At 59.3% G+C, this 15,595-nt stretch carries 11 protein-coding genes, 1 tRNA gene and 1 pseudogene; 3 read left to right on the top strand and 10 right to left on the bottom strand.

Annotated features, from left to right (window positions below):
• Position 1: 1 nt before the first annotated feature.
• A pseudogene (locus ACTG4B_RS04355) lies at positions 2-886 on the bottom strand (DMT family transporter); the annotation flags it as partial.
• Between the two features lie 144 nt (positions 887-1,030).
• On the opposite strand from ACTG4B_RS04355, the gene ACTG4B_RS04350 reads away from it, so the two are divergent.
• Positions 1,031-2,026, top strand: coding sequence for a fatty acid desaturase (locus ACTG4B_RS04350; RefSeq protein ID WP_439154464.1), 996 nt, complete (start codon positions 1,031-1,033; stop codon positions 2,024-2,026).
• 4 nt (positions 2,027-2,030) lie between these two features.
• Here the strand turns inward: ACTG4B_RS04350 and ACTG4B_RS04345 are convergent, their stop codons facing one another.
• The 8 genes from ACTG4B_RS04345 to ACTG4B_RS04310 form a co-directional block, all read right to left on the bottom strand.
• Positions 2,031-3,188, bottom strand: a complete 1,158-nt coding sequence (locus ACTG4B_RS04345) for a PQQ-dependent sugar dehydrogenase (protein WP_439154463.1) — start codon at positions 3,186-3,188, stop codon at positions 2,031-2,033.
• Positions 3,185-4,237 (bottom strand): tRNA epoxyqueuosine(34) reductase QueG, encoded by a 1,053-nt coding sequence (queG, locus tag ACTG4B_RS04340; RefSeq protein WP_439154462.1) that lies wholly within the window; start codon positions 4,235-4,237, stop codon positions 3,185-3,187. Before queG ends, ACTG4B_RS04345 begins: the two co-directional genes overlap by 4 nt.
• Positions 4,238-4,278: 41 nt before the next feature.
• Positions 4,279-4,944, bottom strand: coding sequence for an FtsZ-binding protein FzlA (gene fzlA / locus ACTG4B_RS04335; RefSeq protein WP_439154461.1), 666 nt, complete (start codon positions 4,942-4,944; stop codon positions 4,279-4,281).
• A gap of 63 nt (positions 4,945-5,007) precedes the next feature.
• Complete coding sequence (mtgA, locus tag ACTG4B_RS04330) at positions 5,008-5,784, bottom strand: monofunctional biosynthetic peptidoglycan transglycosylase (protein ID WP_439154460.1); 777 nt, start codon at positions 5,782-5,784, stop codon at positions 5,008-5,010.
• Between the two features lie 80 nt (positions 5,785-5,864).
• Positions 5,865-10,397 carry a glutamate synthase large subunit gene (gene gltB, locus ACTG4B_RS04325; protein ID WP_439154459.1) on the bottom strand — a complete coding sequence of 1,511 codons (4,533 nt, stop codon included), beginning with the start codon at positions 10,395-10,397 and terminating at the stop codon, positions 5,865-5,867.
• Complete coding sequence (locus ACTG4B_RS04320) at positions 10,384-11,085, bottom strand: hypothetical protein (protein WP_439154458.1); 702 nt, start codon at positions 11,083-11,085, stop codon at positions 10,384-10,386. Before ACTG4B_RS04320 ends, gltB begins: the two co-directional genes overlap by 14 nt.
• A complete protein-coding gene (locus ACTG4B_RS04315; protein WP_439154457.1) occupies positions 11,082-11,753 on the bottom strand; it encodes a hypothetical protein in 672 nt (223 codons plus the stop codon). Before ACTG4B_RS04315 ends, ACTG4B_RS04320 begins: the two co-directional genes overlap by 4 nt.
• 86 nt (positions 11,754-11,839) lie before the next feature.
• On the bottom strand, positions 11,840-13,267 hold the full coding sequence (locus ACTG4B_RS04310) for an NAD(P)-dependent oxidoreductase (protein ID WP_439154456.1): 1,428 nt from the start codon (positions 13,265-13,267) through the stop codon (positions 11,840-11,842).
• Positions 13,268-13,485: 218 nt separating this feature from the next.
• Here ACTG4B_RS04310 and ACTG4B_RS04305 point away from each other — a divergent pair, with 218 nt between their 5' ends.
• Positions 13,486-14,289, top strand: a complete 804-nt coding sequence (locus ACTG4B_RS04305) for an undecaprenyl-diphosphate phosphatase (RefSeq protein WP_439154455.1) — start codon at positions 13,486-13,488, stop codon at positions 14,287-14,289.
• Here ACTG4B_RS04305 and ACTG4B_RS04300 read toward each other — a convergent pair.
• Positions 14,286-15,266: a complex I NDUFA9 subunit family protein gene (locus ACTG4B_RS04300; RefSeq protein WP_439154454.1), complete on the bottom strand. Its 981-nt coding sequence runs from the start codon at positions 15,264-15,266 to the stop codon at positions 14,286-14,288. The two genes, ACTG4B_RS04305 and ACTG4B_RS04300, sit on opposite strands and share 4 nt — an antisense overlap.
• Before the next feature lie 164 nt (positions 15,267-15,430).
• Between ACTG4B_RS04300 and ACTG4B_RS04295 the strand changes: the two genes are divergently transcribed.
• Positions 15,431-15,517, top strand: a tRNA-Leu gene (locus tag ACTG4B_RS04295).
• Positions 15,518-15,595: the final 78 nt, after the last annotated feature.

Below are 15,595 nucleotides of genomic sequence, written 5' to 3'. Positions count from 1 at the left end.
CGGCGCGCTGCAACCCCAGCTGTCGTTCCCGCCAGATGATCAGCACGCCCGCGCTGATCACAATCGCGGCCCCCACCAGCATCGTCTTTGTCGGCACCTCGTCAAATATGAAATAGCCGATGGCTAATGCAAGGATCATCGAACTGTAGTCAAATGGCGCCACCAGCGACGCATCGGCAAACCGGTAACTGGAGGTCAGGAATATCTGTCCGACGCCACCGGCAAGCCCCGCCATGATCAACAGCCCGGCCATCGACCATGATGGCACTGACCAGCCCCAGGGCAACGTCAACAAGGCCAACACTGAAGACGTGACCGTGAACCAGAACACGATTGCCGCGGTCGTCTCGGTTGCCACCAGTTTGCGCACGAATACTTGCGCAAGTGCCGCAAGCACCGCCCCCATCAGAACAACCACCGCCCCCAGCGTTTCGGATGTATTCAACGACGCGCCAACAGACAGCCGGGGCGACAGCACGATCAACACCCCGATCATGCCCAGCACGACGGCCGACAGACGAAAGGCGCGCACCTCTTCGTTCAGGAACATCGCGGCAAAGACAACAACCAGCAACGGCGCGGCATAGCCGATGGCCGTCACCTCGGGCAGGGGCAGCAACCCAAGCCCGGTAAACCCCAGCCCCATTGCACAAGTGCCCACCAGTCCGCGCCAGACGTGGCCCATCGGATTGCGCACTTTCCAGCCGTGGCGCAACTCGCCGCGCATGGCCAGCCAGCCCAGAATCACCGGCAAGGCAAAGAATGATCGAAAGAATACCGCCTGCCCCGGCGGCACCGCGTCAGAGGCCGCCTTGATAAGGCTTGCCATGCCCATGAACATGCAAACTGACAAAACTTTGAACAGAATGCCTCTCAGCGGTTGCATTTTTCGTCCTCTTTTTTCGCAGACTATGCCGTGAACACGCCTTATTGAAGCCTTTTCCACTTGCTAGTTGGGCCATTAACCTGTTCGATACCGCAACATAATAAGAAGCAGTGCATGAATCAGAATATCCAGGAACCGCCAAACATGTCCCCACGCGATTGGGTACAGGTTTTGGCAAAATACCGCGAACCCAGCAATCTGCGCAGTAGTTTCGAACTCGGAGTCAGCCTTGTGCCTTTCGTGGTGCTTTGGGTGCTGGCCTGTTGGGTTGCGCAATACAGCTATGTCGCGGCTTTCTTGATCTCTGCGCTGAACGGGCTTTTCCTGTTGCGGCTGTTCTGCATCCAGCATGATTGCGGGCACGGGTCATTCTATGGCAATCGCACGCTCAGCGACTGGATCGGGCGGGGCCTGGGCGTGGTCACGCTGACCCCATATGACGTCTGGCGGCGCACGCATTCGATCCATCACAGCCACGCCGGCGATCTTGACCAGCGGGGTATTGGCGATGTGATGACCCTCACGGTTGAGGAATATCACCAGAAAACCGCGTTTGGCCGGCTTCTCTATCGGGCGTACCGGCATCCATTTGTGATGTTCGGGCTGGGGCCGACATATCTGTTCTTCCTGCAAAACCGGATGCCACTGGGCATAATGAAACAGGGCCGCAAATACTGGATCAGTGCAATGGGCACCAATGTCGCCATTACGGCCATCCTTGGCACAATCGTCTGGTTCGGCGGTTGGCAGGCGCTTTTTCTGGTGTTTCTGCCGACAACCCTGATCGCGGCTTCGATCGGGGTCTGGCTGTTCTATGTCCAACACCAGTTCGAAACGACCCACTGGGAACACGCCCCGGACTGGCAACTTCACGAAGCCGCTTTGCATGGCAGTTCACACTATGATCTGCCGCCAATTCTGCGCTGGTTTACAGCCAATATCGGCATCCACCATGTGCACCACCTTTACAGCCGCATCCCGTTTTACCGGCTTCCCGAGGTACTGCGGGATCATCAGGAACTGGTCGAATGCAGCCGCATGACGCTGCTGCAAAGTTTCAAATGCGCCAGCCTTGATCTGTGGGATACACAGAACAAGCGGCTGATTTCCTTTGCCGCCGCGCGACGTGCAGCCGCATAAGCCGTCAACCGGGCGTCAGCCGCAGAACTTTACCGCGACTTGCGTCAGTCAGCACCATAACTGATCCATCCGTCAGTACTTCGACATCCCTGATCCGGCCCGCATCCGTCAACAAACGTTCTTCGCCCAGGACACGCCCATCCTGCATTTTCAGACGCACCAGTGCGCCGGGGTTCAGCGACCCGATCAACAGATCGCCCTGCCAGTCAGCGTGGTCGCCATCATAGAACATCATGCCGCCTGGTGCGATTACCGGGTCCCAGTAATAGACGGGCTCCGTGAAATCAGGTGCCCGCGCAGCGCCCGCGCCAACATCTGACCCTTGGTAATTGATCCCATAGCTGACCACGGGCCAGCCATAATTCCGACCCGCCCGAGGCTGGTTCAACTCGTCCCCGCCGCGCGGCCCGTGTTCGACCGTCCACAGCGTACCATCAGCATCAACCGCCGCACCCTGCATGTTCCGGTGCCCGAGCGACCAGATGCGATCATCGCCATCCTGCCCGACAAAAGGATTATCCGCAGGCACGGTGCCATCGGCATTGACGCGGATCACCTTACCATGAGTCGTGGTGATATCCTGCACCAGTGTGCCGCTGTCGCCTGCCCCCCTGTCACCCGTGGTGATCCAGACGGTGCCATCGGCCATCGGAATGACCCGGCTGCCAAAATGCCGCCCACCGCGCACGGCCGGTTCCTGCACAAAGATATCGCGCACATCGCTCAGCCGCCCATCGGTGCCCAGCACGCCACGCGCCGCTGCGGTGGCGGCCCCGTTGCCGACAGGTTTGGCATAGGTCCAGAACACCGTGCGATCCCGCGCAAAGAATGGCGAAACGGCCACATCCAACAGTCCGCCTTGCCCACTATCAAAAACATCCGGCAGCCCAGGAATGGGGGCGCTGATACGGCCATCAGCATTTATCAAGCGCATCCGCCCCGGGCGTTCCGTGACCAAAAACTGCCCATTACCCAGCGCGGCGATGCCCCACGGATTTTCCAGCCCGTCGGCAAAGACCTCTGTAGTGACGGGCGTGCGGGGCAATGCGGGTGCACGGGTCTGTTCAGCAAAGGCAGGGGTGAAATCAGCGTTTGGCGGACCTTGCGGCACTTCGGCCCAAGCCAGTGTCGGGATCAATATTGCACTCAGGAATCGGATCATCGGCTTTCCTCCTTTAATCGCAAGATAGCCCAGCGCGCCGCATCCGCCACCGCCCGATCAGGATCATCAACCAAAGGTGAAACCGCCCCGATCAAGGCGGGATCACCCGAATTGCCGATGGCATAGGCGACGTTGCGCACGAAACGGTCCCGGCCGATCCGCTTGATCGGCGATCCCGAAAACCGCGCCCGGAACCCTGCATCATCCAGCGCGGCCAGTTCTGTCAGTGGCGGGTCCAGCAGATCATCGCGCGCGTCATAGCGGGCATCGCGGGCCGTCCGGGCGAACTTGTTCCAGGGGCAAACGGCCAGACAATCGTCACACCCGTAAATGCGATTGCCCATCAGACCACGCAGATCCTCATCCACCGGGCCTTTGTGTTCAATCGTCAGATACGAAATGCAGCGCCGGGCATCCAGTTTATATGGCGCAGGAAACGCATCGGTCGGGCAGATATCAAGACAGGCGGTGCAAGATCCGCAACGGCTTTGCTCTGGCAAATCCGGCTCCAGCTCCAGCGTGGTAAAAATCGCCCCCAGAAAGAACCACGAGCCAAGATCGCGGCCCAAAAGGTTCGTATGCTTGCCCTGCCATCCCAACCCCGCCGCCTGCGCCAGCGGTTTTTCCATCACAGGGGCGGTATCCACGAATACCTTGATCTCGGCCCCGGTTTGATCGACCAGCCAGCGGCCGACGTGCTTGAGCCGCTTCTTGACGACATCATGATAATCGCGACCCTGTGCATAAACGCTGATCGCTGCCCGGTCCGGCCGGTTCAGCACCGCCAATGGGTCATGGTCGGGCGTATAGGGTTCGGCCAGCATGATCACCGACCGCGCTGCCGGCCAAAGCGCCGTTGGATCACCGCGCCACGCCATCCGCTCGGCCATCCAGCCCATCTGCCCATGCATCCCGGCATCGACAAACGCCGCCAGCCGGTCTGCCATCTGCGGCACCGCATCGGGGCGGCAGACGCCGACCTTGGCAAATCCCGCCTCTTGCGCAAAGCCGATCAGCTCTGCTTTAATCTCCGGCTTTCTTCTGTTCATAAATACCTCGGGGGAGGCCCGAAGGGCCGGGGGCAGCGCCCCTAAAAATCAAGATCGGCATAATGCGCCGCCGGTTGGAACCCCGGCACCTCGTCCGCCAGCACGGACCGGAACGCAGGGCGGGACTTGATCTTGGCATACCAATCCTTGACCACCTCATGACGGTGCCAATCCACATCGCTGGTGTAATCCAGACACGACAGATGTGCGGCTGCGGCAAAATCGGCCATTGTCATGTCATTTCCCGCCAGCCAGCGGCGCTGGTCCAGAAGATAGGCCATGTAATCCAGATGATATTTGATCGCCTTGGCACCTGCCTTGACGTTGGCGCTATCGGGATATCCAGTGCCCATGACCTTGCGGTAAACACGTTCGCCGATCAGTTTGCTTGTGACCTCGTGATAGAACTTGTCGTCAAACCATCCGACCAGACGGCGCGCCTCATAGCGGCCTTCGGGGTCACGCGGAAACAGCGGCGGGGTCGGGTGAACCTCATCCAGATATTCACAAATTGCCATGCTCTCTGACATCAGGCGCCCGCCCATCCGCAGCACCGGCACCTTGCCTGCGGGGTTGCGGCGCAGGAAATCCGCGCCCTGTTCCCAGTATCTTTCCTCGACCAGGCCGACCTCGATCTTCTTTTCCGCCAGGCACAGACGGACCTTGCGGGAAAACGGCGACAACGGGTAATGATACAAGGTGTTCATGAACGGCTCACTGATCGGTTTCAACCTGTCATGCCGCAAGGACGGCCCCGGATCAATGGGGCGTCAGCTTTCAAAGCAGGCCGCGCGGCCATCCGCTGCTATTGTGGCAGCCCCGCTCATGATGGCGCGCGTGCGATCGCGGGTAAAGGGGCTTGGATTCGACGCCGACCGCGCTTTTGGCGCAGGCAGGATCGCCGCCAGACGGGCGGCCTGCGTGGGCGATAGATCGGCGGCATCGACACCAAAGTAATGACGCGCCGCAGCCTGCACACCAAACACACCTTCGTCAAATTCGGCGACGTTCAGGTAAATTTCCAATATCCGGTGTTTGCTCCAGAATGCCTCTGTCACAGGCGTCCATAGCGCCTCGATTGCCTTGCGTGACCAACTGCGTCCGTGCCACAGATAGACATTCTTGACCACCTGCTGACTGATCGTGGATGCCCCCCCACGTCCGCTTTCCATTGCATCTCGGATCGCATTGACGTCCAGCCCCCAATGCCGACAGAAATTGGCATCCTCTGCCGCCACGACAGACTGGGCCATGACCGGGGCGATCCGGTCCATCGGCACCCACCTTTGATCCACCCCGCCCAAACGGCGGCTTTCGGAATACATGTAAGGGGTCGTCGGCGGGTTTATCACGACATAAAGCAGGGTCGCCAAAAGGACGAAACCGGATAGGCCTGCAAAGCTCCACAGAAACAAGCGCCGCAGAAAGCGCGCGGTCCTGTCTATCAGGTTTGGTTTCTTGCTGACCTGCGTTTTCTTGCGCGCCGCAGATTTCCGGGCGTGCTGTTTCTTTGCGGGCGCTTTGTTGATGTCGGTCTGCTCTGCCATGTGGGTCATAAGCCATGCACACGGCGGACGGGTCAAGCAGACAAACGCCCCCACGCGCAATACGCGCGGGGGCGTTGCATTTATTCCGCCGGAATGGCGGTGTCTTCAACGCTGAGAGGATGCGGTAGATGCACCAGCATTTCCTTTGGGCAGACCTGTAGGAAATGCGCTTTTTCGGCGTCCCAGTGCTGCAGGATATCAGCGGCCTTGCGGCTGCCTGTTTCCGCCGCATGCCGTTCGATCAGGCTTTTCAACTGCGTTTCCCAATGGTCCACGGTCACCGAATTGGTCACCAGCGTTTCCATGTTCATCAGCGCCTGCGCTTCGCCCTTGGGATCGTAAAGATAGGCCATCCCCCCGGTCATACCCGCACCAAAGTTCGCCCCGATTGACCCAAGGATCACCGCAACACCGCCGGTCATGTATTCACACCCGTTGGTCCCGCAACCTTCGATGACCACATGCGCACCGGAGTTGCGCACGGCAAACCGTTCGCCTGCACGCCCTGCGGCGAACAGATAGCCCGCCGTGGCACCATATAGCACCGTATTCCCGATGATGGTGTTTTCCGACGCCACCAGCGGGCTGACCATCGGCGGGCGCACCACAATCGTTCCCCCCGACAGACCCTTGCCGACATAGTCGTTGGCATCGCCCGACACCTCAAGTTTCAGCCCCGGTGCGGCAAAGGCCCCCAGTGACTGCCCGGCAGAGCCGCGCAGCTTGACCGTCAGGTGATCTGGCTGCAATTCGTTGCGCATCCCGAAGTTCTGCACGATATGGCTGGATGTCCGGGTGCCGATGGTCCGCAGGGTGTTCTGCACCGCATAGTCCAACTGCATCTTTTCGCCATCGTTCAGGAAGCGTGCGGCATCCTGCACGATCTGCGCATCCAGTGTGTCATCGACAGGGTTGCGCGGACGCAGGCGGTCATAGTTGATCTTGTGCGCGCCATCGACCGTAATCAGCAGCGGGTTCAGATCCAGATCATCCAGATGCGCCGAGCCGCGCGAAACCTGCGTCAGCAGATCGGCCCGGCCAATGACATCATCCAGCGACCGCGCGCCGATAGACGCAAGAATCTCGCGCACTTCGGTGGCGTAGAACGTGATCAGGTTCACGACCTTATCGGCGTTGCCGGTGAATTTCTCGCGCAATGAAGAGTCTTGCGTGCAGACGCCAACCGGACAGGTGTTCGATTGGCACTGGCGCACCATGATGCAGCCCATCGCGATCAGCGCGGCAGTGCCGATGCCGTATTCTTCAGCACCCATCATCGCGGCCATGACGATATCGCGCCCGGTGCGCAAACCCCCATCGGTGCGCAGCGTGATGCGTTCGCGCAGGTTGTTCATCGCCAACACCTGATGCGCCTCTGTCAGACCCATTTCCCATGGAAGGCCGGCATATTTGATCGACGTGCCAGGGGATGCCCCCGTGCCGCCATTGTGCCCCGAAATCAGGATCACATCGGCCTTTGCCTTGGCCACACCGGCAGCAATCGTGCCGACACCGGACGACGACACAAGTTTCACCGTGACCTTGCAACGCGGGTTGATCTGTTTCAGGTCATAGATCAGCTGGGCCAGATCCTCGATCGAATAGATATCGTGGTGCGGCGGTGGTGAAATCAGCGTCACACCTTTGGTTGAATGGCGCAGACGGGCGATCAGGTCGGTGACCTTCATTCCGGGCAGCTGGCCACCCTCGCCGGGCTTGGCACCCTGGGCGACCTTGATCTCCAGTTCTTCGCAGGCGTTCAGATATTCCGCCGTCACGCCAAAACGACCCGACGCCACCTGCTTGATCTTGGCCGACGGGTTGTCGCCATTGGGTTCGGGATGGAAATGCGCGGGGTCTTCGCCGCCTTCACCGCTGTCGGATTTCGCCCCGATCCGGTTCATCGCGACGTTCAGCGTTTTGTGCGCCTCGGGCGACAACGCGCCCAGCGACATGCCCGGTGTCACGAACCGCTTGCGGATGGCGGTAATGCTTTCGACCTCTTCAATCGGAACCGGCTTGCCCAGCGGTTTGATCGCCAGCAGATCGCGCAGATGGATCGGCGGGTTCGATTGCATGGATTTGGAAAACTGCTGCCACATCGCATAGGACGCATTGTTGCAGGCGGCCTGCAACATATGCATTGTCTGTGCTTCCCAAGCGTGTTTTTCGCCTGAACGGCGTGCCTTGTAGAAACCGCCGATGGGCAGGATATCAACCTCGTTCTGCCAGCCACGGGCGTGGACCTCTTCCAGCTTGGTCTGGATACCATTGGTGCCGATGCCGGAAATGCGGCTGTGCATCCCGGGAAAATATTCCGCGACCATGGCGCGGGACAGGCCGACCGCCTCAAAGTTCAGGCCGCCGCGATAGGACGACAAGACCGAAATACCCATCTTTGACATGATCTTGAGCAGACCTGCATCGATGGCGGCGCGATAGCGTCCGATGGCATCGGCAAGGTTACCGTCAACCAGCCCGCGGCGCACACGATCCGCGATGGAATCCTGCGCCAGATAGGCATTGACCGTCGTCGCGCCACAGCCGATCAGCACCGCGAAATAATGCGGATCGATACATTCCGCCGACCGCACGTTGACCGAACAGAAGGTGCGCAGCCCCTTGGCCGTCAGCCCGGAATGCACCGCGCTTGTCGCAAGGATCATGGGCATCGGCACACGGTTTGGCGACTGGTGTTGATCGGTCAGCACCAGATGGCCCGCACCCGAGCGCACGGCATCCTCTGCCTCGTCGCGGATGCGCTGCAAACCCGCGTTCAGCGCACCGCGTTCCGGCGCAAATGTGCAGTCGATAAAGACAACGCTGTCGCCGAATTGCTCGACCATCCTGTCGAATTCGGCATTCGAGACAAAAGGACTGGAGAGCAACAGAATTTCGGTCTGGCTGCTGTCCTCATCCAGCACATTCTTCAGATTGCCGAACCGTGTCTTCAGGCTCATCACGCGGGTTTCGCGCAAGCTGTCGATGGGCGGGTTCGTGACCTGGCTAAAGTTCTGGCGGAAGAAGTGCGACAATGGCCGATAGGTTTTGGACAAGACTGCCGATGGCGTGTCGTCGCCCATTGACGCGATCATTTCCTTGCCGTCTTCGGCCATCGGGGCCAGAACCTGTTCCAGATCCTCGATGGAATAGCCCGCGGCTACCTGACGCTTGCGCAGTTCGGCCGCCTCATAAAGCGGTTTTTCAGGAACCTCGCCCATCAGGTCAGTCAGGTCGACAACCTTTTCGATCCATGCGCCAAAGGGCTGCGCAGCGGCAAGTTTATCTTTCAGTTCTGTATCACGATACAGCCGTCCGTCCTGCATATCGACGGCAATCATCTGGCCCGGGCCCAGCGCACCTTTTTCCACGACGGTGGCTTCGTCCACCGGCACCATGCCGACCTCGGACCCGGCGACCAGCAGGCCATCACCTGTCACGACGTAACGCAAGGGGCGCAGGCCGTTCCGGTCCAACCCGCCACAAACCCAGCGCCCATCGGTCATAGCCAATGCGGCGGGGCCATCCCATGGTTCCATCACGGCGTTGCAGTAGCTGTACATGTCCTGCCACGCTTGTGGCATTTCCACTGCCTGCTGCGACCACGCCTCTGGGACCATCATCGTTTTGGCCATCGGCGCGTTGCGGCCCGCGCGTACAAGCACCTCAAAGACCGAGTCCAACGCCGCGGAGTCCGACGACCCCGACGGGATGATCGGCTTGATATCTTCGGCCTTTTCACCGAATGCGCCGGATGCCATGCGAATTTCATGGCTGCGCATCCAGTTGATGTTGCCTTTCAGCGTGTTGATTTCCCCGTTGTGGGCCAGCATACGAAACGGCTGGGCCAGCGACCACTGCGGGAAGGTGTTGGTGGAATAACGCTGGTGGTAGATGGCGAATGCGGATTCAAACCGTTCGTCCATCAGGTCGGGGTAGAAAACGGCGACCTGTTCGGCCAGCATCATACCCTTGTAGATCACCGACCGGCAGGACAACGAACACAGGTAGATGCCCGCAATCTGTGCTGCGGCGGCCGCCTTTTCGATGCGGCGACGGATGATATAAAGCTCGCGTTCGAACTGTTCCTTGTCCATGTCTTTTTCACAGCGGATCAGGATTTGTTCGATCTCTGGTCGGGTGGCGTTGGCCTTGTCACCCAATACTTCGGTGTTTACCGGCACATGGCGCCAGCCATAGATATAATGCCCCATCCGAAGCACCTCGGATTCCACGATGGTCCGGCAGCGTTCCTGTGCGGCGAAATCCGTACGCGGCAGGAAGACCTGGCCGACCGCGATCAGCTTGTCCTCTTCGGGTTCGTGCCCTGTGCGCCGGATCTGATCCTGAAAGAACGGCACCGGGATCTGCACGTGAATGCCCGCGCCATCGCCTGTCTTGCCATCGGCATCAACGGCACCGCGGTGCCAAACAGCCTTTAGCGCGTTGATTCCCTTTTCAACGACGCCACGCGACGCCGTGCCATCAATAGCCACGACCAGACCCACGCCGCAGGACGCATGTTCATCGTCATCACGATACAGACCGTGTTCGGCCATCCACGCGCGTTTGGCTTCTTCTGCCGCGACCCAGGATTGATCATAGGTTGTCATTGGCATTCTCCTTGAAAGTATCGGCAGATGAAATCGCAACGCCGCAGCCGTGCTTGGGTTGCGCGCTCAGGAAACCTGGTTCGCCGGGAAAGATGAATTCGACCGGCCGGTCGTCGGTATCGAATGTGTCGTTCGGCGTGGTGATCGTGCTGGTGCCCGACAGAAATATCCGCCAGTCGCGATTGATGAATTCATTGCCCTGCGATTCCCACAAGACAGTCCCTGCACCATCATATGCCGTGATCTGATAGGCGGTCTCATCCAGCGTCACGCCGTCAATCGTCACTTGGCGCCCGGTCAGACTGTCCTGCCCGACATAGCGTGTCGTGCCGATCTCGTCCGACAGGGTTTCGAAATCATAGGTATCGATGCCAGAGGCGACCAGTTCGCTGAACGACGCGGGATCAGCCGGATCAGGGGCCAGCCGTTCGGAATGACCGCTTAAGACATAAACACTGCCAATCCACTGCGCTTCTGCGTCTATTTCTCCGGCATAGGTCAGACCGCGCTCATCCAGACTGACGCGGCGCTGGTGGCCCACAGGGTCGCCCTGACAGGTGAAGTAGTGTTCAACCTGGCAACTTGACCCTTGCACCGTCAGATAAGCATCGCATCCGGCAGGCAGCGAGAACAATTCCTGCGCCGTGGCCGGGGCGGCAATGCAGATCAGGGCGAGCGCATATTTCACGGCCGGTAACCCGTTTCAATCTGGTTGCATTCATAGATTGGCTGATCGCTGAAAAACCCCGGTTCGCCAGGAAAGATGAATTCGACGGGCGACATGTCAGTCACCTGATCCGGTGTCGCGGCGTCCCAGCTTTCGCCAAAGAAAAACAGGCGCAGGTCCTGGCTGACGTATTGGCGGCCGCTGCCCGTATCAATCTCGTTGCCGTCAGCATCCAGCGTCCGGCCCTGGTATTCGGTGTTCATCAGGGTGACACCGTCAATCTCCGTCGTTTCCCCCGTCAACATATCATAGCCGACATTACGCTGGGGGCCGTCATCTGTCAGGATCGTGAAATCCCATGTGTCGATCTGGTTGGCGAAAAGTTCTGTCAGCGATGCCGGATCTGGTGCCGGGGATTCCAGACTTTCGTCACCGGTAATCTTGTACGCTTCGATCCACTGGAATTCATCGTCCACCTTTTGCACGCTGAACAACCCGCCCTGACCGATCAGCGCAAGCCATTGGTCACCGGGGTTGTCTGCCGCGCAGGACCAGACATTGACCAGCACACACCCCTTTTGCTGCACGGTCAGCGTGCCGGTGCAGCCTTCGGGTGCGGCAAAGGTTTGCTGGGCCGTTGCAGGTGCCGCCAGTGCCAGCGCGCTCAGGATCATCAGGGGCTTTATCATTCATCTACCTTTCGGGTCAGTTGGTCTGACCTATCAGTTTGCGGGTGTATGCGCGCAATATGCATAGGTTCCCCTTGCGCGTCACATCACTCTGCTGCGACGTCTGCCGCCTGACCAAGATAATCGAGAATGGCCGTCGCCGAATCCCGACCGTCGCGAATGGCCCACACAACAAGCGAAGCCCCGCGCACGATATCACCAGCGGCATAGACACCCTCCAAGCTGGTTGCTCCGGTGCCGAAATCCGCCTTGACCGTGCCCCAACGGGTGACTTCCAACCCATCAACGCCCCAAAGTTTGGGCAGATCTTCGGGTTCGAACCCCAGCGCCTTGATCACCAGATCGGCGGGTTCGACATAATCCGCCCCTTCGATCAGTTCAGGCGCGCGGCGGCCGGTTGCATCCGGCGCGCCAAGACGCATTTTCTGTACTTTCACGCCGCTGACCGGGTCACCTTCAAACCCGTTAGGCGCGGCAAGCCAGACGAATTCCACGCCTTCCTCTTCGGCGTTCTGCACCTCGCGTTGCGATCCGGGCATGTTGGCGCGGTCGCGGCGATACAGGCATTTCACACTTGTCGCACCTTCGCGGATCGACGTGCGCACACAGTCCATCGCAGTATCGCCACCCCCGATCACGACAACGCGCTTGCCCTCTGCGTTCAGCTCTCCGCTGTCATATTCGGGCACATCATCGCCAAAACTCTTGCGGTTGCTGGCGGTCAGGAAATCAATCGCATTCACGATCCCGTCGGCATCGGAATCGGGCAGATCGCGTGTTTTATACACACCAGTGGCGACCAACACCGCGTCGTGCTTGCCGCGAATGGCGTCGAACGACAGGTCTTCGCCCACGTTGCAGTTCAGCACGAATTGCACGCCGCCGTCTTCCAACTGGGCCATGCGCTGCATGACGATATCTTTTTCCAGCTTGAACCCAGGGATGCCATAGGTCAGCAAACCGCCACCACGGTCATAGCGATCATATACCGTGACCTGCACACCCTGACGGCGCAGCAGGTCAGCAGCAGCAAGACCACCGGGCCCGGCGCCGATAATGCCAACGCTTTCGCTGCGTTCGGCATGGGGGCGAATTGGCTTGACCCAGCCGTTTTCAAACGCGGTGTCGGTGATGTATTTTTCCACCGCGCCAATCGTCACCGTGCCATGACCGGATTGTTCGATTACACAGTTACCTTCACACAGGCGGTCCTGCGGGCAGATGCGGCCACATATCTCAGGGAAAGTGTTCGTCGCCTGACTGATTTCATAGGCTTCTTCCAACCGCCCCTCGGCGGTCAGGCGCAACCAGTCGGGGATATTATTGTGCAGCGGGCAATGTGTCTGGCAGTATGGCACACCACATTGGCTGCAACGTGCGGCCTGCTCTGCCGCTTTTTCACCGGCGTATTCCGCATAGATCTCGTGGAAATCCTGCTTGCGCAGGTCGGGCGGGCGTTTGTCCGGCATGTCGCGGCCCACAGTCGTGAACTTGAGCATTTTCTGACCAGCCATAGGTATTCTCCCCGATTGCAGCGCGAGCCACCTTTTAGATCAGCTTCACGTCAATGAAAAGTCAGTAATGCTGACCTTTAATTAAGAAAAATAGCGCCAGCGGGTTCTGACTTCGATAATTTCAGGTTTATTTAGGTCCGATATGTTACCCATATAGCCCCTTCCCCCTGAATCCTAACGGTTTAGGTTGGCGGCACCGAATCAATTCTGCGAGCAGCATGACAGTCTTCAACCTTATTCTTGTGGCGCTGATCCAGGGGATCACCGAATTCCTGCCGATCTCGTCTTCCGGGCATCTGATACTGCTGCCTTCGCTCAGTGGCCTCGACGATCAAGGACAGGTCATTGATGTCGCCGCCCATGTTGGCACGCTTTGTGCGGTTGTGCTTTATTTCTGGCGCGATGTCCGGCTGGCGCTGGTGGGCACACTGAGCCTATTGCGCGGCAAGATCGACACTCAGGGCGCATTTCTTGCGCTGTGCCTGCTGATCGCCACGGTGCCGGTGATCCTGATCGGGCTGATCCTGAAAGTGACCGGCCTGTCAGACGCAATGCGCGGGATTGCCGTGATCGGCTGGACCATGATCATTTTCGGCATCGTGCTCTATTGGGCCGACCAGACCGGGCCAACAGAAAAAACCGCCGAACAATGGACGATGAAACACGCCTTGCACATGGGGCTATGGCAGGCCATCGCACTGATCCCCGGAACCTCGCGGTCGGGCATCACGATCACGGCCGCACGGATGCTGGGCTATACCCGCACTGATGCCGCGCGCCTGTCGATGCTGATGTCGATCCCCACGATCATTGCATCCGCCAGTCTGCTGGGCCTGGATGTGATTGGCACAGCAGACGCAGGCGCGCTGCGCGATATCGGGATCGTCGCTGTCATGTCATTTACGGCAGCATTGCTGGCGCTGACAGTGATGATGCGATTGCTGCGCGCGGTCAGTTACACACCCTACGTCGTCTACCGGCTGGGGCTTGGCAGTGTCCTGCTGTGGATCGCCTATACCTAGGCCTTTAGGTTCCTGGCCGATTCCTTGATCGCGTCATACTGGCCCGACGGGCGGAACCGCCATAGATAATCCGGCAAAACGGCCTCCATCGCGGTGGGGCTGATACCGAGCGCGGCAAAGCCCTGCGCATCATCCGCAACCACGTTATCCACCACAAGGTTGCGCACCTGGTCCGTCGTGACAGGCCCTTTGACCAGGCCCAGCGAAAGGCTGCGGACAAGACCAAATACACCGGCCATAATCCGTGCCATCCAGAACGGGATGTTCATGATCAGCTTGCGGCGACGCACGATCACCAGCATCTGCTGCATCAATTCGCGGAACGTGTGCACGTCCGGCCCGCCCAATTCATAGATGCCCGGTTGCGCCTGACCAAGCACGCCCTTGACTGCGGCGGCTGCGACATCATCGACATAAACCGGCTGAAACCGGGTATCGGCCCCGACAACGGGCAGAACCGGCCCCAAACGGGACAGACCGGCGAAACGATTGAAAAACTGATCCTCAGGCCCGAAAATAATTGACGGACGCAGGATCACCGCATCTGGCATGTATTCCAGCACACCATCTTCACCCATGGCCTTGGTGCGGGCATATTCACTGGCAGATTGCGCATCCGCGCCAATGGCCGAAATATGCACCATCCGCGCCACACCCATTTCGGATGCGACCCGCGCGATCCGCGCCGGTGCTGCAGCCTGCACTGCGTCAAAGGTGTTCTTGCCCACCTCGTCCAGCACACCGACGCAGTTGATGACCGCATCTGCCCCCTGCGTCACCGCCGCCACGCTGGCATCATCGCGGATATTGCAGAAAACAGGTTCGACCTGCCCCACGGCACCATATGGGCGCACGAACATCGCCTCGTTCACATTGCGCACGGCAACGCGGACGCGCCAGCCTTCCTTGGCCATACGACGGGCGATGTAACGCCCGACAAAACCGGATCCGCCGAAAATGGTGACAAGGTTGGACATGATCGCGCCTCTTTGCAGGTTCGCCCCGGTTTACAGGCCACCCCGCAGTCAGACAAGGCGCAATCCAGCGGTTTCCGAGTATGGTTTCGGGCAACGACGGAATTTCCACGCGAATCGCGTTGACAGTGCCGGGAACCGGGCTTACATCCCCGCCATCGACACCTGCCCAGGTGGCGGAATTGGTAGACGCGCTAGCTTCAGGTGCTAGTATTGGCAACGATGTGGAGGTTCGAGTCCTCTCCTGGGCACCACCAACCCTCCTGTAAGTTGAAGAAAACCAAGCAAAACTCGGCTTTTAGGGTTTTGCGGGACCATTTTCGGGACCGCTT

This window comes from Yoonia sp., assembly GCF_965660735.1.
Classification (GTDB): domain Bacteria; phylum Pseudomonadota; class Alphaproteobacteria; order Rhodobacterales; family Rhodobacteraceae; genus Yoonia.
The sequence above is the reverse complement of the archived record's forward strand: the minus strand, read 5'-3'. Positions and strand labels throughout refer to the sequence as shown.